This window comes from Bifidobacterium leontopitheci, assembly GCF_009193355.1.
GTDB lineage: Bacteria > Actinomycetota > Actinomycetes > Actinomycetales > Bifidobacteriaceae > Bifidobacterium > Bifidobacterium leontopitheci.
In genome coordinates, this window is the sequence record NZ_WBVT01000034.1 from 1 (window position 1) to 18,782 (window position 18,782).

Annotated in this window: 14 protein-coding genes; 9 read left to right on the top strand and 5 right to left on the bottom strand. The window is 67.8% G+C overall.

The genetic code is table 11. From position 1 onward, the window contains the following. Positions 1–247: 247 nt before the first annotated feature. The 3 genes from F7D09_RS09075 to eccD are packed head-to-tail and all read right to left on the bottom strand — an operon-like array spanning position 248 to position 4,843. Entirely contained in the window at positions 248–1,585 is a 1,338-nt protein-coding gene (locus F7D09_RS09075; RefSeq protein WP_193312423.1) for a S8 family serine peptidase, read from the bottom strand. Position 1,586: 1 nt separating this feature from the next. After that, positions 1,587–3,161 carry a type VII secretion protein EccB gene (eccB, locus tag F7D09_RS09080; RefSeq protein ID WP_152235144.1) on the bottom strand — a complete coding sequence of 525 codons (1,575 nt, stop codon included), beginning with the start codon at positions 3,159–3,161 and terminating at the stop codon, positions 1,587–1,589. 23 nt (positions 3,162–3,184) lie between these two features. Continuing rightward, entirely contained in the window at positions 3,185–4,843 is a 1,659-nt protein-coding gene (eccD, locus tag F7D09_RS09085) for a type VII secretion integral membrane protein EccD (RefSeq protein WP_152235145.1), read from the bottom strand. A 269-nt stretch (positions 4,844–5,112) separates the two neighbouring features. Here eccD and glmM point away from each other — a divergent pair, with 269 nt between their 5' ends. Together glmM and F7D09_RS09095 are read left to right on the top strand one after the other, a co-directional pair. After that, positions 5,113–6,498, top strand: coding sequence for a phosphoglucosamine mutase (gene glmM / locus F7D09_RS09090; RefSeq protein ID WP_152235146.1), 1,386 nt, complete (start codon positions 5,113–5,115; stop codon positions 6,496–6,498). A gap of 167 nt (positions 6,499–6,665) precedes the next feature. Then, positions 6,666–7,316 carry a peptide deformylase gene (locus tag F7D09_RS09095; RefSeq protein WP_152235148.1) on the top strand — a complete coding sequence of 217 codons (651 nt, stop codon included), beginning with the start codon at positions 6,666–6,668 and terminating at the stop codon, positions 7,314–7,316. A 241-nt stretch (positions 7,317–7,557) separates the two neighbouring features. On the opposite strand, the gene F7D09_RS09100 is transcribed toward F7D09_RS09095, so the two are convergent. Beyond that, positions 7,558–8,613 carry a Gfo/Idh/MocA family protein gene (locus F7D09_RS09100; protein WP_152235150.1) on the bottom strand — a complete coding sequence of 352 codons (1,056 nt, stop codon included), beginning with the start codon at positions 8,611–8,613 and terminating at the stop codon, positions 7,558–7,560. A 124-nt stretch (positions 8,614–8,737) separates the two neighbouring features. On the opposite strand from F7D09_RS09100, the gene F7D09_RS09105 reads away from it, so the two are divergent. From F7D09_RS09105 to F7D09_RS09120, 4 genes are all read left to right on the top strand, one after another. Beyond that, the gene (locus tag F7D09_RS09105; protein ID WP_193312424.1) at positions 8,738–9,259 is read left to right on the top strand and encodes a very short patch repair endonuclease; all 522 of its coding nucleotides are present in this window, start codon (positions 8,738–8,740) and stop codon (positions 9,257–9,259) included. 396 nt (positions 9,260–9,655) lie between these two features. Continuing rightward, positions 9,656–11,419 carry a DNA polymerase III subunit epsilon gene (locus F7D09_RS09110; protein ID WP_152235154.1) on the top strand — a complete coding sequence of 588 codons (1,764 nt, stop codon included), beginning with the start codon at positions 9,656–9,658 and terminating at the stop codon, positions 11,417–11,419. Positions 11,420–11,824: 405 nt separating this feature from the next. After that, positions 11,825–12,994, top strand: a complete 1,170-nt coding sequence (locus F7D09_RS09115; protein WP_152235172.1) for an aminotransferase class I/II-fold pyridoxal phosphate-dependent enzyme — start codon at positions 11,825–11,827, stop codon at positions 12,992–12,994. A 23-nt stretch (positions 12,995–13,017) separates the two neighbouring features. Next, entirely contained in the window at positions 13,018–13,986 is a 969-nt protein-coding gene (locus F7D09_RS09120) for a Ppx/GppA phosphatase family protein (RefSeq protein ID WP_152235156.1), read from the top strand. Between the two features lie 380 nt (positions 13,987–14,366). On the opposite strand, the gene F7D09_RS09125 is transcribed toward F7D09_RS09120, so the two are convergent. Then, positions 14,367–15,137 (bottom strand): DUF4391 domain-containing protein, encoded by a 771-nt coding sequence (locus F7D09_RS09125; protein ID WP_226836184.1) that lies wholly within the window; start codon positions 15,135–15,137, stop codon positions 14,367–14,369. A gap of 208 nt (positions 15,138–15,345) precedes the next feature. Between F7D09_RS09125 and thiF the strand changes: the two genes are divergently transcribed. The 3 genes from thiF (at position 15,346) to F7D09_RS09140 (ending at position 18,747) form a co-directional block, all read left to right on the top strand. Then, positions 15,346–16,155 (top strand): thiazole biosynthesis adenylyltransferase ThiF, encoded by an 810-nt coding sequence (gene thiF, locus F7D09_RS09130; RefSeq protein ID WP_152235158.1) that lies wholly within the window; start codon positions 15,346–15,348, stop codon positions 16,153–16,155. A gap of 272 nt (positions 16,156–16,427) precedes the next feature. Further along, positions 16,428–17,753 carry a DsrE/DsrF/DrsH-like family protein gene (locus F7D09_RS09135; RefSeq protein WP_152235176.1) on the top strand — a complete coding sequence of 442 codons (1,326 nt, stop codon included), beginning with the start codon at positions 16,428–16,430 and terminating at the stop codon, positions 17,751–17,753. Positions 17,754–17,766: 13 nt separating this feature from the next. Further along, positions 17,767–18,747, top strand: coding sequence for a nucleoside hydrolase (locus F7D09_RS09140; protein ID WP_152235160.1), 981 nt, complete (start codon positions 17,767–17,769; stop codon positions 18,745–18,747). Positions 18,748–18,782 lie beyond the last annotated feature (35 nt).

Consider the following 18,782-nt stretch of genomic DNA (forward strand, 5'->3'; position numbering starts at 1 on the left):
TCCAGCGAGTGGTCGACGCGCCGCTACCTCGACATGTCCCGACTCGGTGAGAACGTACACGAAGCGAACTGATCATCGTCACAGGGACGGGCGAGAACCAAAGTGCGCAAGAAATCGGGCACTACCACGCTACGAGTACGGTTCGTTGAGAAATAATCAACCGAACGTACTCAGAGGGGGTGCTTCGAGTACGGTCCGTTGAGAAATAATGACGGACCGGGCTCGGAGCTATGTGCGTGGGTGCGCGTCAGCGGTGACGGCGGCCTTTGCCGGCGGGGGTGGGGCGTATCTTCTCGCGTTCGCGGGCCTCGGCCTCGGCGCGTTTGCGCGAGTCGGCGGTGATCTTGACCGTGACGAGCACAATGACGATGATCGCCACCGCCACGCCGAGCACCGTCATCAGGGTGACGATGCCCGCGTCTGCGTCGCCCGCCTGTCTGATGCGCAGATGCTGCCTCGGCGTCTGCTCTGGCGTGTACGCCTCATACGAGGAGCTGGAAGGCCCACGCATCCCGTTCGCCAGCGTCATCGTGATCGCCCCGTACGGGTTGATCATGCCCCAGCCGCGGGCATTGTCCCTGGCGTCCGGATCCGGACGGTTGCCGGAAGCCTCGATGCGCTGCAGCCACTGCGACGCGCTCTCGTCGGGATGCCGTTGCGCGACCAATGCGGCCACTCCGCTCGCGTATGCGGTCGCATAGCTGGTGGCGGCGGCATCCGTGGAGAACACGCAGTCCACACCCTTGGGAATGGTCGACGTCACCGCCATGCCGGGGGCCAGGATATCGACCTGCGGCCCCTCGATCGAATCGGCTGACGTGTGGAACGACGTATCCGCCGCGCCCACGCCGAGCACGTCCGGCCATGCGGCAGGATAGCGCAGCCCGTCGCGCGTGTCCGACGACGTGTTGCGGTTGCCGGCGCTCGCCACGACGAGGCTGCCTTTGGATTGCGCGTATGTCACGGCGGCCTGCAAGGTGCCGGAATCGTTGACCGTGCTTTGCGAGACGTTGATGATCTGCGCGTTATGGTCGGCGGCGTAGCGAATGCCTTCGGCCAGCGTCTGCGTGCTGGGACCGCCCTGCGAATGGCTTGACGTGTTGCTGATGGCGCTGTACACGCGCACCGGCAGGATGGTGGCTTTCGGGGCGATGCCGACGAGCGACGAGCCGTCGATCTGCCGCGCGGCGATGATGCCGGCGACCACGGTGCCGTGCCCGTAATTGTCCGTACGGCCGTCGGCCGCGCCGTCGCCGGCGAGGTTGACGCCAGGCAGGACGGCGGTGCCGGCCAAGTGCGGATTGTTCGTGTCCACCCCCGAATCCACGACCGCCACGATCACGCCGTCGCCGTCGGCCAGATCGCGGACGGTATCCATGCCAAGCACCGATTCAGTCCATGGGGTCTGTGTGATGTAGTTCGACTTGCCGATCTCGCAACTGCCGTCGGCCGCCTTCGCCGTGTCCGGGCCGATATGGGGGAGCGCTGCAGAGCCCAAGGACAGTGCGCACAGGGAGAGCGTGAACGCCGTTGAGCACAGCGCGGCGGCGATGCGTCGCCGCATGGAGAGATGTGATGATGCCATCCTAATCGCCTGCGCTTCCACCGTCACCGGAATCCCGTGCAGCATCGGAACCTTCGCCTTCGCCGCCGGGTGCCGTGCTGCGTCCGGAGCCGTTGCCGTGCCGCGCGTCGCCTCCGGTCTGCTCGGCTCCGGTCTGTTTATCGCCGGTCTGCTCGTCATCGTTGCGCACGGCGTCGTTCTGTGCCGAGATCTGCAGGCTGGCGTCCTTGCTGCTCAGCGAGACTCCTGTCCGGAACACGTTGATCCAGGCGCGTGGTATCTCAGTGACGTCACCCGTCTGGAATCCCAGCCGTTTCAGCGTCTCCGTGTCATCGTCCGGCACCGGGTAGGCCACGCCGGTGCCGTCGACCACATACAGCGTGCCGCTCGTGGCGCCCGGCGTCGGCACCGCGCGCAGCAGCGCCCCGCTGGCGTTCTGCACGCTCACGCCGGAATCCGACGGTTTCGGCGCGGTCGCCGGATCGGCGAACGTGACCAGATGAATACCGGCTGACGGGTCGTCCTTGCCGGCCTCGCCGTTCTCCACGGCCGTGTCCAGCGCCACGCACATGCCGCCGCGCGGCGCGGAAAGCGCGGTGAGCTTGCGCGTCGGCCAGTCGTCGGGCACCACGGATGCCGACGCGTTGCGGAACCCCGCCTGCTGCTGCTCCTGCGGCGTCATCGTCACCGGCGGCTGCGCCCCTTCGTCGTTCAGCTGGTACATGTCGAGCGCAAGCCCGCTCAACGGCGCCAGCGTGCCGTCCTTGAGCACCACATACATCGTCGAGTCGTTCGACGGGTCGGCAATCAGCGTGCCGACCACATAGGTGCGCCCGTCCACCTCGATGTCGTCGCCGGCACCGGGAATCGACATGGTGCCGAGGTCCGAGCCGCCGGCGAACAGGTCAAGCCATTGGACCGAAGCCTTCGGCGCGCGGTCGAGGGCGAGCTGGCCGACGCCGAGGATGCGCAGCACCGCGTCACGGGTCGACGGGTCCTTCGGCAGACGGTGACGGGTGCCGTCGATGATCAGATAGCCCGTGCCGTCCACGTTGACCAGCGTCGCCTGCGCGTCGCCGGCTTTGCGCCATGCGGACGGGTCGTCCGTGACGACGCTGGCCGTGGCGCCTTGGTCGTCCGCGAGGCAGCTGACCATATGGCGGGACGCCAGCCTGGACCGGTTCGGCAGAATGTCCGGGGCGCCGACGATGCCGACGCTCGAACCGACGGGAATGCCTTCCAGCTCCTTGTCGTCCACGGTGATCACCCGGTATTCGGACGCGGGGATGAGCAGACGCGCGCTCGTCGTGTTGATGACCGGATGCAGCACGCCGTCGACGCTGACGAACCGGGAGGCCGTGTCCTTGCCGACAATCAGCTTGTTGTTACCCCAATCTGACGGCAGCCCGGGGCTGATGATCCCGTAGAAGACGCTGATCAGCACCATGACCGCAGTCAGACCGATGCTCACCGCCACCGGCATCAGCCCCTTCCTGGGCGTGAGCTCCTTGCCGTCCGGCATGCCGGACGTGAACGCGGTGATGAGCCTGGCACGCGAGTAGTTCTGCGCTTCCTGAAGGTCTTTCTTGTTCGCCATCGTCCAGCCCCCTTACGCCTTGCTCACAGTCCCAACGCCAGATAGGCGAGCGGCAGCGTGGCCATGATGCAGATCACGTTCGTCGTGTCCGCCAGCCGCGTCATGGCGATGGTGCTGCGGCGGATGACCTGCGTGTCGATGACGCACAGCAACGCGCCAAGCGAGAACAACGTGATGATGAACGAGGTCCACGCCGGGTGGAACACGGTGCAGGCGGCGCACCCCACGCAGATGCCGAGCCCCGCGAACACGACGGTCACCAGCATCTGCGACTGCGCATAGATGCGTCGCGCGTCGAACAGCATCGCGGCGAACAGCACCAGCACCAGCGCGATGCCGGCAGGACTCGCGACCGACACCGTGATCGGCACGCCGAACACGATCAGGGCGCCCGCCGCGGCGCGAAGATCGAACAGCAGCGTGGATCCGGTCTGATACTGCCGGCGCACCTGATGGATGTCGATCGTCTTGGGCAGCGCGAAGATCTCCGATTCGCTCGTCGGACTGTCCACGGACAGCCGCGACGTCGACAACGCCAGCCACGGCAGACCATTCGCGGCGAGGCCGATCGCCGCGATGGCGATCACCCAAGCGCGGGCCGTCCACGACGGCACGATCACGCCGACCGTGCTCACCACCAGCAGCACCGCTCCTATCGTCGCCGGAATCACCATATGCAGCCGTCGCCGCGCCAACGACAGCGCACCGCACCCTGCGGCGACCAGCAGCCCCGCGCCGGCACCCAGCGCAGGCAGACCGTAGAAGCCGGGCTGACGCAACAGCGCGGCCGTAAGATGATAACCGCACACGCCGGCGAACAGGGCGGCGACCAACGTGAGCGACAGCGCCTCCGTGTCAAGCCGGCGGCTGGACAGCACCGCCCCGATGGCCAGCAGCGCGACCGCCACCAGACCGCAGATCACCGCATTGACGACCGAAGCCGGGGCGAGTGCCAGGCTCAGTGCGCCGACGCCGAGCAGCGAGCAGCTGACCGTCAGCGAGGTCAGCGTCGTGTTCGCGCTGGTCCATGGCCGGTGGGCGCGTGAAACCGAGTCCGCCACCGCTTCGACGACATCGTCGTAGACGCGATCCTGATCGTCCAGCGCGTTGACCTGCAGCGTGAGCCGGTCGCCGTCGCGGATCGCCTGCTCGCCGAGCGTGCCGGGGCTGCTGATGGCGGTCTCGTCCTCGCGCAGCAGCAGATAGCCGCCGTAGACGAGCGTCGGATCGAGCACGCCGAGCCGTTTGGCGATGTCGGGGATCAGCTCGGCGACGGGAAGCGAGGCGGGAAGGCTGAGCTTGGCGGTGCGCTTCCCGTACGAGACGGTGACGGTGACGCGCGGGCCTTTGCCGGTGGACCTGCCTGCGCCGGATTCGGGGGAGTCCGGCCCGTAGAAGGCCTCGCGCACCTGCTGCAGTTGCGCGGCGCTGGGCGGCGCTGCGGTGGGGGAAGCTGCGGCGGCCGGTGCCGGCGCGGCCTGCACGACCCTGCCGGGCGCCGCCGGATTGCCGGGGACGCGGGCGTTCGCCGGGCCGTTGCCCGCCGGTGCCGGGCCGCCTGGTGCGGACGCGCCGGGCGAGGGCACGGGAGGCTTCCCGAGCGCGCCGGACGCACCCGGCCTGCCGGGAACCCGTGGCGCCTTCGGCACCCGGGAGGGTTTGGAACGATGCGGCACTGCCATGGTCGACCCCTATCCTTAGCTCACCAATCCGCCCTGACGGGCGCTCCCCGCACGACCGTGCACAATTGCGCCGATCATGTCGCGTTTTCTCTACACGGTATTCTCTCACACCTTCGCGGCGGGGGAAGATATGGTTCCTTGTTTCGGTCACCTGCGCCGGTCTTGCGCCGCAGACGCCGCACATGCCAAAATCACGCAAGCCGATTACCATGGTGCTCGGACCATAGTGGATGCGGCCGCGGCCGCATGAGGCAAAGGAATCGTGAACTATGCCGAGACTGTTTGGAACTGATGGTGTGCGCGGACTGGCGAACCGCGAGCTGAGCGCGCGGCTCGCGCTCGACCTGGGCGATGCGGCGGTGCGCGTGCTGGGCGACGGAGCGCACGGCAACGGCGGCCCCGAAGGCCGTCGCCGCGCGCTGGTCGGACGCGACACGCGCGTCTCCGGCGACTTTCTGGCGAGCGCCCTGTCGGCTGGCATGTCGGCCGGCGGCTTCGACGTGATCGACGCGGGCATCATCCCCACGCCGGGCATCGCGTTCCTCACCTCCGTGCTCAACGTGGAGATGGGCGTGGTGATCTCCGCCTCGCACAACCCCATGCCCGACAACGGCATCAAGTTCTTCCAGCGCGGCGGCTTCAAGCTGCCCGACAGCACCGAGGACAAGATCGAGGCGGTGCTCGGCCAGGACTGGGACCGTCCGACCGGCGCCGGCGTCGGCCGTGTCAGCCATGACACGGTGACCGCCACCAACCTGTACATCGACCATCTGGTCTCCACCATCGCCCCGCTCAACCCTGACAAGACGCAGCCCAAGCCGCTGCGCGGCTTGAAGATCGTGGCCGACTGCGCGAACGGCGCCACGTCCGTCGTGGCCCCCGAGGCGCTGCGCCGCGCCGGCGCCGAAGTGCTCGTCATCAACGCGTCGCCGGACGGCTACAACATCAACAAGAACGCCGGCTCCACGCACCCCGAGCAGCTGCAGGCCATGGTCAAGGCGACGGACGCGGTCATGGGCGTCGCGTTCGACGGCGACGCCGACCGCTGCCTCGCCGTGGACGAGGACGGCAACATGGTCAACGGCGACCAGATCATGGGCATCCTCGCGCGCGCCAAGAAGGAGGCCGGCAAGCTGGCCGACAACACGCTCGTCGTCACGGTCATGAGCAACCTGGGCCTCAAGCTCGCCCTGAGGGACATGGGCATCAAGACCGTGCAGACCGCGGTCGGCGACCGCTACGTGCTCGAGGAGATGCTGCGCGGCGGCTACACGCTGGGCGGCGAACAGTCCGGCCACGTCATCAACCGCGAGTTCGCCACCACCGGCGACGGCACGCTCACCGCGCTCACCCTGTGCAACGAGGTCGTCAAGTCCGGCCGCAGCCTCAAGCAGCTGGCCGCCGACTTCCCGCAGCTGCCGCAGACGCTCGTCAACGTGCCGAACGTCGACAAGATGGCCGCCACCACGAACGCCAAGGTGCAGGCCGCCGTCGAGAAGGAGGAGAAGCTGCTCGGCGACACCGGCCGCGTGCTGCTGCGCCCCTCCGGCACCGAGCCGCTGGTGCGCGTGATGGCCGAGGCCGCCACGCAGCAGCAGGCCGACGAAGTCTGCGACCGCCTCGCCAAGGTCGTCGCCGAAGAGCTCGCGCTCTAACAGCGATCCGGCGTGGTGGCATGTCCGGTCTCGGCCCCCTCGGTGGAGGGGGCTGTCAGCGAAGCTGACTGGGGGAGCGTCACGACGGTCCAGATGCAATTCCGGCCTTCTACATCACTGCAGTGCATCATGGCTCCCTGCAGCGGGAGCAGCAAAGGAATCACGATATGTTCAAGAACGCAAAAGTCGACCTCGAGCTCAACCGTGAGGTCGAGCAGCTCATCAAGACCGGCGGCAAGGAGCGGATCCTGCCCATCGTGCAGGCGGGCGAGCCCGTACTACGCGAGCAGACCGTGCAGTATGCCGGCCAGCTGAGCCGCACCACGCTCAAGAAGCTCATCGACACCATGCGCACGACCATGCTCGAGGCGCCCGGCGTGGGTCTCGCCGGGCCGCAGATCGGCCTCGGCCTGGCGCTCGCCGTCGTCGAGGACCATGTGCGCGACGACGAGGACGATCCGCGTGAGGTCGCTGAATTCCCGTTCCACGCGATCATCAACCCGAAGTACACGCCGGTGGGCGACAAGACCGCCAGCTTCTTCGAGGGTTGCCTCAGCTTCGACGGCTATCAGGCGGTGCGCCGCCGCTGGCTCGACATCGAGGCCGAATGGGACGACGAGGACGGCAACCATCACAAGGAGCGGCTGCACGGCTGGCCGGCGCGCATCTTCCAGCATGAGACCGACCATCTGAGCGGCGAGCTGTACATCGACCAGGCTGAGATCCGCTCGCTCACCACGAACGAGAACCTCGAGGACTTCTGGTGCGATGACCCGGTGCCGACCGCCGCCGCCGAGGAGCTCGGCTTCGAACTGTAACGCGCAGGCCGGCAGCCGCCGCTCCCGATGTCTGCCGTGTCCTGGCTCTTGTCGTGTCCCGGTTCTTGTCGTGTCCCGGTTCTTGTCGTGTCCCGGTTCTTGTCGTGTCCCGGTTCTTGTCGTGTCACAGCGTGCACCTACCCGCTGTGACACGACAGGCGCACTCCTTGGAATCACTGGAATTTCCTCTCTGTGTCACAGCGGGTAGCTACCCGCTGTGACACAGAAAGAGGACTCAGCCTCACTCGAACGGGTAGCGCAGCCCCCACTCGCCTCGCAGGCGGTCCATGAGCCGCATGATGCGCAGCGTGTCCGCGTGCGGCATCTCGGCGCATTCGATGCGGCCGTCGAGGATCGCGTTCGCCGCCGCGGCCACCTCATACTCGTAGCCGGTCAGCTGCGCGGGCACCTCCACGTGCCGGCGCAGCGCATGGTCGGCGCCGTACACGTCGACGCCCTCCACGTTGTTGATGTTGCGGCACAGCAGATAGCCGTCCGTGCCCCAGACCGCGCCGTCGCGGTCCGAGGCGACCATCATCGACGACGTGGAGACCGCCATCGTGCCGTCGGCGTAATACAGGGTCGTGGAGTTCTGTGCGTCCACGCCGGTCGGTTCGTAGGGCGTCATCGACGTGACGATGCGCGAGACCGCCGTCTCACCGTGCCCGCCCATCACCATGTCGATGAAGTTCAGCGGATACACGCCCACGTCAAGCAGCGCGCCGCCCGCCAGCGCCGGATCGGTCATGCGCGCCTTGCCGGACACCGGATAGCACAGGTTCGCGCTGATCGACCGCACCTCGCCGATCTCGCCGCCGGCCACCAGCTCGTCGATGATCGCGCGCGACGGCATGTAGCGCGTCCAGATCGCCTCCGCGCACAGCATCCCCGTCTCCCGCGCGACGGCCAGCACCGGCTCGGCCTGCGCGGCGTTCGCGGTGAACGACTTCTCGACCAGCACGTTCTTGCCGGCCCTCATGCAGGCGATGGCCTGCTTGGCATGCAGGCTGTGCGGGGTGGCGATGTACACCAGGTCGACGTCCGGATCGGCGAGCAGCTCGGCATACGAGCCGTAGGAGACCGGAATATGATATTCGGCCGCGAACGCCGCCGCGCGTTCTTTGTCGCGCGCCGCGACCGCGTACGGGGCGACCAGCCGCGCATACCGGGGATCCGCCGCCATGAGGTTCAGCGTATCCGCCATGTGCCGGGCGATGCGGCCGGCGCCGAGAATCGCCACGTTGACGCGTGCGCCGGTGCGCTCGGCCGTTGCCCGCGCTCCGTTCAGTCTGCTCATGATGAAGGTCCTTTCCTTGACGTGGATCGTCATGTGGATCGTCGTGTGGATCGTCGTCCATGACACTGCCAGTCTATCGCCGCTGCCGGCCGCGATCGCGTGGGCCGCGGTGTAAGGTGTGCGTGTGAACGAAACCAGGAAGCGGACGTCGGCGGACAGGGCGGCGAAACGTGGCGGCTCGGCGGGGAAAGCCACCGCCGGGAAGGGCGCGGCCGCGAAGACCGCGTCGAAATACGCGCGCGGCACGCGCAGCTATACGATGTCCCGCATCCGCGGCCGCGACACGTCGATTGAGTGCCTCGTGCGCCGCTACCTGTTCTCCCGTGGACTTCGCTTCCGCAAGAACGACCGGCGGTACCCCGGCCATCCGGACGTCGTGCTGCCGAAGTGGCGCACAATCGTCTTCGTCAACGGCTGTTTCTGGCACATGCACGAAGGCTGTCCGAAATACAGCATCCCCAAGTCGAACGTCGAGTTCTGGACGGCGAAGCTGCTGCGCAACCATGACCGCGACCAGCGACAGCACGCCGAACTCGAGGCGTCCGGTTGGCATGTCATCGTCGTCTGGGAGTGCGAACTCGCGAAATCGGTGCGGCAGGCGCGGCTGGAACGTCTCTACGACGAGATCGTCGGCGACGGGAGCTGATTGCGTCACTCTGCTCGCCCTTGCAGCGTGACGTGCGATCAAAATCCCAGTGTTTGCAAAGGTTTTCGCGGGTGTGTCACTGTGTTCGGGCGGGCAGCGTGACGCAGTGCGGCGGGCGGCGACGGCGAGACCGCACACGGTGAACGGTAGGGGAATTCTTCGCCGAAACGCCCGGTAGGGTGTGACGTATCGGCAGGAACGCACTACGATGGGTGCCGTGAATCGTTCGATGCACATCCTGCAGATGCCGTGAGCCTCTGATGAGACCGGCGCACGCGGGAACGCGGCAGGCGGCAAGCCGGTGCGCCGCGTATGCAATGGATGAGACGACGGCCGCATGACAAGACGGCCGGAACAGAGGATGCGGCGCGTATCGCCGCGAATGATGGTATGGAAATGACGGAAGAAACAACGAATATCGAGTATGCCGGTACCGTGACCGGCGACAACAACATGACCGACAATATCAGCAACGACACCGACGCCGACGTTGTGAAAACCGACGTCACGAAAACCGACGCCGCGCCCGCCGAGCCGGCGCCCGCGAAGTCGGACGGCACCGCCGGCACCGACAGCACCGCGGACCACGTCATCGACCACACGTGGGTGACGCGCGCGAAGGACAGCATCGGCCAGTGGGCGTACATCATGCTCAAGGACGCCGACGACCGCGACATCGACTGGGACTGGGTGCGCACGCTCGACCTCGAACACGGCATCGGCGTCGCCCAGCCGGCCGACTACGAGCCCGGCGCCGGCTCCGACCTGCACGACCTGCTCAAGCGCGACCTGGAGATCCGCGACCGCGTGGAGGCGATCATCGCAAAGATGAGCATGACGTTCATGCGCGACTTCGACCGCAAGATCACGACCTACGAGCTGCCGCGCGCGCTCGCCTACGCGACCCGCCGGCTCAACGACCAGATCGCCCTGCTGCGCGACCGCGGCGTCGCCGAAGGCCTGTGGACGATCACCGACGAGGACCGCCAGCGCGTCACCGTGCCCGTGCTCACGGCCGCGAAGGACGGCGTGGTCGTGGACGACATCCAGGACCGCACCGCGGACTACGTCAACGCCCGCGCCGAACGCCGCAAGGCCGAACGCGAGAAACGCGAAGCGGAACGCCACGCGCGCGAGCATGCGCTGTTCGAGGCCGACGAAGTGCGCTACGGCTCCGTGGAATCCGGTCCGGACGAGTCCGCGCCCGCAGACTCCAGCTCCGACGCCGGCAGCAGCGACTATCTGATCGAAGCGCAGCCGGTCATCAACGACGACAACCCCGCCGTGCCGAAGATCGAGGAGGTGAACCGCGAGGAGACCGCCGTGCCGGAGGCCCGGTTCGAGAAGTCGCGTCACGCGGCCGCCGAACGCACCGCCGCGCGCATCGCCGCCCGACCCAAGGAATACTGGCGCGAGGACTTCCTGCCCGGCCGCGACGTGGACAACGTCATGGGCATCGACTTGGAGACCAACGGCACCGAACCGTACCGCGCGTACATCATCGACGTCGGCTTCGAATCGATGAACATGCGCTCGCCGCGTCCCGCCGACCAGCCGAACGACTACCACTACGACAAGGCGTACTACGACGCAGGCGACGCCTACGACCAGCATCGCTTCGCGTTCGGCGTCACCCCGGAGGCGGCGCGCCACGGCAACCCGTTCATCATCCAGCTGACCGGCATCGACATCAAGCAGCGCGTGGGGGAGCGGTTCCCCATGTTCGACGAGGACGTGACCGCGCAGGCCGACCTGCTCAGGCGCCTGACCGCACAGCCGTTCGTGGCGCACATGGCCACGTTCGAGCACAGCTTCTTCATGCTCAACGTCGCCGGCTACGCGGAGGCCTACCGCAACGGCCACGTGCGCATCATCGACACGCTGCCAATGAGCCGCGTGTGGGATGAGGGGTCGATCCCCAGCGAAGACCATCCCGACGGCGACAACACGCTCGACGCCTACGCGAAACGTCAGGGTGCGCTGCGCGAGGACGACGCGGAACGCCACCTCGGCCTCGAGGACACGCACATCATGCTGCTCGCCATGAAGCATCAGCTGCACCACCTGCAGCAGGTCGCCCGCGGCCCGTGGGGCCCGAATGGCAAGGCCGGCATCGGCGGCAAGCACATCATGCAGCACCGCCGCCGCTACCGCCGCTGAGCTGCGCGAAGGATCGCGGCACGGCCTGACCACCCCCAGTCAGCTACGCTGACAGCCCCCGCCAGCGGGGGGCGGGATGGATGTGCCCCCGCTGGCGGGGGCTGGCGAGCGGCGCCGGCGTGTGGCGGAGTCGCCCGGATACCCGTATGGCTGTGCCCCCGCTGGCGGGGGCTGGCGAGCGGAGCGAGACTGGGGGTGGTCTGCACGCCAGGGGAACCATATCGTCCCCTGCCCGCGCAATCCGTGTAGAATCCGACATGACGGCGGCCGTATGCCGCCGCGCGTGACGGCAAGATGACGGAAAGGCGGACGACGATGAGCGGCGACGATCAGATTACGGCGAACGAGACTGGTGTGACGAACGACGATGTGACGTCACCCACCACGACGTCACCACAACCGCGCATGTCGCGGCGCGCGCTGGAGATCCAGCCGTTCCGCGCCATGGTGTTCGGCGAACGCGCCGACGAGATGATCGCTGGCGGCATCAGCGTCATCAAACTCAGCCTCGGCGAGCCGGACTTCGGCGCCCCGCCCGCCGTACGCGACGCGATGCGCGAACAGTACGACGGCCGCGCCCTGCCCTACACTGCCGCGCTCGGCCTGCCCGAACTGCGCCGCGCCATCGCCGACTTCTACCGCGAACGCCACCAGGTCGACATCGACCCCCACCGCATCGTCATCACCGCCGGCGGTTCGGCCGCGCTGCTGCTCGCCACCGCGCTCACCGTCGACCCCGGCGACGAGGTGATCGTCGCCGACCCCTCCTACCCGTGCAACCGCGAACTGATCCGTTCGTTCGAAGGCAAGGTCGTGGACGTGCCCACCAGCGCCGCCACACGCTTTCACCTCAACCGCGAGCTCGTCGCCGGCGCATGGAGCGTCCGCACCAAGGCGGTCATGGTCACCTCGCCGTCCAACCCGACCGGCACCACCATCGACTTCGACGTGCTGCGCGGCGTGTGCGACTATGCGCGCGAGCACGGCGCATGGCGCATCATCGACGAAACCTACCTCGACCTCGCCGACCGCGAACCGGACGGCAGCGAAGTGAAGACCGCGCTGCTCGCCGACCCCGACGCGATCATCTGCAACAGCTTCTCCAAATTCTTCGGCATGACCGGCTGGCGGCTCGGCTGGGCGGTCGTACCCGAATACACGATCTACGCGGTCGACGACCTGGCGACCAACTACTACCTGTGCGCCCACACGCCCACCCAGCATGCGGCGCTCGCCTGCTTCACCGACGAGTCGCTCGACGTATGCGAACAGCGTCGCCAGGAGCTGCTCGCACGCCGACGCATCGTGATCGACGGGCTCAAACGCATCGGCCTGCCGCTGGAAGTCGAGCCGAACGGCGCGTTCTACGCGTACTTCAGCGTTGCCGGCACCGGACTCGACGCGTGGACGTTCTGCGAGCGTGCGCTCGAGGAGGCGCACGTGGCGCTCACCCCCGGCCGCGACTTCGGCCCTGCCACGGCTGACACGCACGTGCGGCTCTCGTACGCGGCCTCACGTGAGGCGCTCGCCGAAGGACTGCGACGGCTGGGCGGATTCGTCGCCTCGCTGCGGTGACGCCGGTGATACGATAGACGACTATGGTGAATTTGCATTCGCGCGTCACAAGGCTGGGCGTGCTCGATATTGGCTCCAACACGATCCACATGCTCATCGTCGACGCCGCCCCCGGCGCCCGCCCCGATCCTGAGGCCAGCACGAAGTCGACGGTGCGGCTCATGCAATACCTCAAGGAGGACGGCTCCATCAAGAAGTCCGGCATCGAAGCGGTGCTGGTGGCCGTCGACCAGTGCATGAAGCTCGCCGAGGAGTACGACATCACGCAGCTGCTCGCGCTCGCGACGTCCGCCATCAGGGACGCGCCGAACGGCGGCAAGATCCTGCGCAAGATCGAGGAGCGCATCGGCCAGAGCGTCACCGTGCTGTCCGGCACGGACGAGGCGCGCCTCACCTTCCTCGCCGCACGCCGCTGGTACGGCTGGGACGCCGGCAGACTGCTCATGCTCGACATCGGCGGCGGCTCGCTGGAAGTCGCCATGGGCTCGGACGAGGAACCGACCGTGGCGCTCAGCGTGCCTGCCGGCGCGGGCCGCGTCACCCGCGAGTTCCTGCCTGAGGGCACGGCCTCCGCCGACGAGCTCGAGCTGGCTCATAAGAAGGTGCGCAAGATCATCGAGCCGATCGTAGACTCGTTCCCCACGTCGAAGCATCCGGCGCACGCGGTCGGCACGTCGAAGACGTTCCGTTCGCTGGCGCGTCTTGCGGGTGCGGTGCTGCGTCAGTCCGGCCGTGAGGACACGTGGATTATGACCCGCGAGCAGTTGGAGGATTGGATTCCGCGCCTCGCCGCCATCGAACCGGATCAGCGTGTGGCGCTGCCGGGCATCACGCCCGAGCGTACGCTGCAGATCGTGGGCGGCGGCATCGTGGCTGACGAAATCATGAAGGCGCTCAACGTGACCGAAGTGGAGATCTGCCCGTGGGCGCTGCGCGAAGGCGCGATCCTGCGCTGGCTCGACCAGTTCGGCCGCACCAGCCTCGGCTTCTGAGACCTACGCGCCGACCTCGGCGGGTGGCGTGTTCCTTGGCCCCCGCTGGCGGGGCTCCCGCCCAGCGGGTGGGGGTGGTCTCCCATGGTACGTTGCATGTCAATCTTGGCGGATGGGTTCCTTGGCCCCCTCGGTGGAGGGGGCTGTCAGCGTAGCTGACTGGGGGAGCGTCACGCTGATGGCGGGCGACCACCCTCAGTCTCGCTCCGCTCGCCAGCTCCCGCCAGCGGGAGCACATCAAAATCTCGCTCCGCTGGCGGGGTTGCAGGCCGTGGCGGCGGGAGCACAATAAACCCCTGCCCCCGCTGGCGGGGGCTCCCGCCCAGCGGGTGGGGGTGGTCGGCGTCCTGCAACCGACGCCCGTCGCCCGGCGCCGACCCCTACGCCTCGAAACCGGCGAGCTGGGTGCGCACCTTGTGCAGCTTCGCGTAGATCTCATTGCGCTGACCGGGGCTCTTCGCCCGCTGATGGTCGCGCGCCAGCTTCGCCTCCGCGGCCTTGAGCGTCGCGATCTGGTCGCGCCGCGCGATACGCGCGTCCAGATCCCGCCCATCGGCGGAATCCAGGATAGCCTGCGCACACAGGCCATCCCACAGCCCGTCCATCGTGACCCCCACGGCACCCGCGTCCGCCGGCACCTCCAGCGTCGCCTCGCCGGCCGGCTTCCACGCGCCGGCGAACACCTTCGTCACCGGTATGTGCCCCGCACGCACCGGCACATTGCGCCGTACCGCGAACGCGCACTCCTCGCGCGTCGTCCCCTCGAACTCGCCGTCGCGCACGCAGACGAACACGATGCCCGACTTTCGCTGCCCGGCGATCAGGTCGACCACCTCGACCGGTACATCGTGCACTCCGGCCGCCAGCCGCAGCCCAAGCACCAGCACCTCCGGCACTTTTCCGCTGCCCGGCTCGGCGCCCGTGTTCGCCGGCCGTAGCAACGCCAGCATCGTAATCGAAACGATATCGTTGGCCAGCCGTTGCTTGAGCTTGGCCGAAACCGGCGCCTTCGCCACGAACAGTCCCTTGGGCAGCGCGCCCTTCTGCGCGGGGATCGCGCATTTCGCCGGCAATCCCAACGTCAACGCGGAAACGGTGCCGCAGCGGGCGACGGCAAGCTGCGATGCGGTTTGCTGCGATACAGTCATCATCGGCCTCCTGACTTCCGCCGGCGCGCAACCGCCCGCGGAATCGAATTTCCACCCATGCTAGCCGCCGCAACTGACCGTCGTCCGCTCCCGTCCGCCTCGTGGGAACCCCGGCATTCGCCGAGAGCGGACGGGCAGCCTCACGCGGCCGGTTTCGTCCAGTCCGGCCTTCATCATGTGAGACACACACAGGGACGGCAAGGGGAGCGGCATGGCATTCACCGACGAACAGCTGGAGAGGTATTCCAGGCACCTCATACTCAAGGAGATCGGCGTGCGCGGCCAGAAGCGGCTGCTCGCCGCCAAAGTGCTGATCATCGGCGCGGGCGGTCTCGGCTCGCCGGCCGCCATGTATCTGGCGGCGGCCGGCGTCGGCACGATCGGCATCGTCGACGACGACGTGGTCGACCTGTCGAACCTGCAGCGGCAGATCATGCACGGCACCGGCGACGTCGGCACGCCGAAGGTCGAGTCGGCGGCGGCGACCGTCACCGCGCTCAACCCGGATGTGACCGTGCGGCCCTACCACATGCGCGTCGAGGCCGACAACATCGCCGAGCTGATCGCCGACTATGACGTGATCGTCGACGCGGCCGACAACTTCGCGACGAAATTCCTCATCAACGACGCGTGCGTGCTCGCCGGCAAACCATACGTGTACGGCGGCGCACTGCGGTTCGAAGGCCAGCTCATGACCTACATTCCCGGCCAAGGTCCCTGCTACCGCTGCATCTTCCGCGACATGCCGGCGGCCGGCGAAGTGCCCAGCTGCAAGGAGGCGGGCGTGCTCGGCGCGGTCGTCGGCACGATCGGCAGCCTGCAGGCGGTCGAGGTCGTCAAGATGATCCTCGGCCTCGGCGAGCCGCTCACCGCACGGCTGCTCACGTTCGACGCGCTCGCCATGCGGTTCCGCGCGGTGCCGCTGCCCGAACGCGAGCCGGACTGCCCGGTGTGCGGCGACCATCCGACCATCACCACGCTCGAGGCGGATAACTACATTCAGCCGGCATGCGAGGTGTGAGACGCAGCGTGCGAGCTGGCGGACGCGGCCGGCGGTCCGCTGGGGTGCGGCTGGTGATAGCCGGCCATCGGTTTTCGCTATAACGCGGCGGCGAGGCAATCGGGCCGTCGCGTTAGGCTCGAAACCGGATACGACCATGCGGTGACGGCCGCCCGCGTCGGCATGACGGTGCATGACGGTCTCGGCCATGGCTCGGCAGGACAGGCTTATACAGACAAGGGGAGAAGAACGTGACTGGACAGAACGCAACCGGCAACAGCGGCAACAGCAATATGGGCGTCGGCATTCCGCTCGGCGGGGACGACGGCGACGAGGACATCAAGCGCATCTCGCCGGCCGACTTCGCCGCGCTCGACAAGTCCACGGTGACGCTGCTCGACCTGCGCGAGCCGGACGAGGTGATTGTGCACGGCATCGACGGGGCGATCAACATCCCGTTCAGCCAGATCGGCAAACGACTCAGCCAAGTGCCGCACGGCAAGCCGGTCGTCGTGTTCTGCCGCGTCGGCGACTGGAGCGAGCAGGTCACCGAGATCCTCGCCGACCGCGGATACGACGCCACGAACCTGGACGGCGGCTTCCAAGCGTACCGCGACTATCTCAAGCAGGCGGGGGAGAGCGAGCCGGGAGCGACCGCGCCGGCGACGTCCGCTGGTGCGGCGTCCGGCAGCGCGGCGGCGGTCGCGTCGATCCCCGTCGCCGCACGGCAGCTGAGCCTGCACGGCGCAACCGACGACGGCGACGGGGATGGCAGTGCGGCAGGCGGCGATGATACGGCCGCGGCCCCCGCCACGACCGTCCACGTGGACGCCAAGGGACTCAAATGCCCCGGCCCGATCGTCAAGATTGCCGATACGCTGCGCCCGCTGCCCATCGGCACCCGGCTGACCGCCGACGCCACCGAGGACGCGTTCCTCTCCGACATCGCCGTGTGGTGCGAGCGCACCGGCAACCGGCTCGTCGAACTGAACCGCGACGACGCCGGCGTCATCCACGTCACCATCGACAAGACCGTCGACATGCCCAAGCCGGGCTCGCCGGCCGCGGCCTGCCCGTCGCAGCAGGGCGGCGCCGCACAGGCCGGTCCGCAGGCGGCCGTCGGCTACAATCCGGAAGGCGGCGACATCCGCCACGACAAGACGTTCGTCGTGTTCAGCGGCGACCTCGACAAGACCATCGCCGTGTTCATCATGGCCAACGGCGCCGCCGCCATGGGCCGCAAGGTCACCGTGTTCTTCACGTTCTGGGGGCTCAACATCCTGCGCAAGCCGAAGCATGTGCGCGTGCGCAAGTCGCTCATCGAGCGCATGTTCGGCATGATGATGCCGCGCGGCACGCGGAAGCTGGGCCTCAGCCGCATGAACATGGGCGGCATCGGCGCGAAGATGATTCGCGGGATCATGAAATCGAAGAACGTGGAATCGCTCGAATCGCTGATGAAGCAGGCCACCGACCATGGCGTGCGGCTCGTCGCCTGCCAGATGTCGATGGACATCATGGGCATCCATAAGGAGGAGCTCATCGACGGCGTGGAGCTCGGCGGCGTCTCCACGTTCCTTGGCTCCGGTGAGACCAGCGACATGAGCCTGTTCGTGTGACAAGGAGCGGATCATGACGCGCAAGCTCATCCTCGATCTCGACACCGGCATCGACGACGCGCTCGCCATCGCCTACGCGATCGGCAGCGAGCAGGCCGGCGACGTGGAGCTCATCGGCATCACCGGCACCTACGGCAACGTGTCCGTCGCCACCGGAGTGCGCAACGCGCTCGCCGTCACCGCGCTGTTCGGCCGCGACGACATCCCCGTGTACCCCGGCATCGACCGGCCGCGGACGGCGGCCGAACCGCTGCCGTACGAGCCGGGACCGGGCGCGCGGCGCATCCACGGCGACAACGGCATCGGCGACATGGCGATTCCCGACTCGCCGCGCGCCGCCGAGACGACGCCGGCAGTCGACTTCATCATCGACGCGGCGGAGACGTACGGCCGCGACCTGCTCATCGTGCCGACCGGCGCCATGACCACCATCGCCGAAGTGTGCCGCCGCGAGCCGGGCATCAGCCGGCTCGTCGGCTCGATCACGTTCATGGGCGGCGCGCTCACCGTGCCCGGCAACGTGACGCCGGGCGCGGAGGCGAACATCGCCCAGGATCCGGAGGCCGCGGACTATCTGGTGCGCAGCGGCGTCGAGACGACGATGATCGGGCTGGACGTCACCCATCAGGCGGTGCTCAGACGTGACGAGATTCTGCCTTGGCGGCAGGCGGGGACCGCGGCGGGCGACTTCCTCGCCGGCATGACCGACTTCTACATCGACTCCTACGCGCACACGCAGCCGGAACATGCGGGATGCTGCCTGCACGACCCGCTCGCCGTGGCCGCCGTGCTCGACCCGACGCTCATCGGCACGTTGGGCGTGAACCTGCGCGTCGACCTCGACGGGCCGTGGCGCGGCCGGACCATCGGCGACCGTGCCGGCGGCCGGCTGGTCGACCCGCACAAGACCACGCAGGTGGCAGTACGCGTCGACGTCCTGCGCTTCAAGCAACGCTTCCTAGACCGCGTCACCGCCCTAGCCGCCGTTCGCTAGTCGTTCGCTAGTCGTTCGCTAGTCGTTCGCTAGTC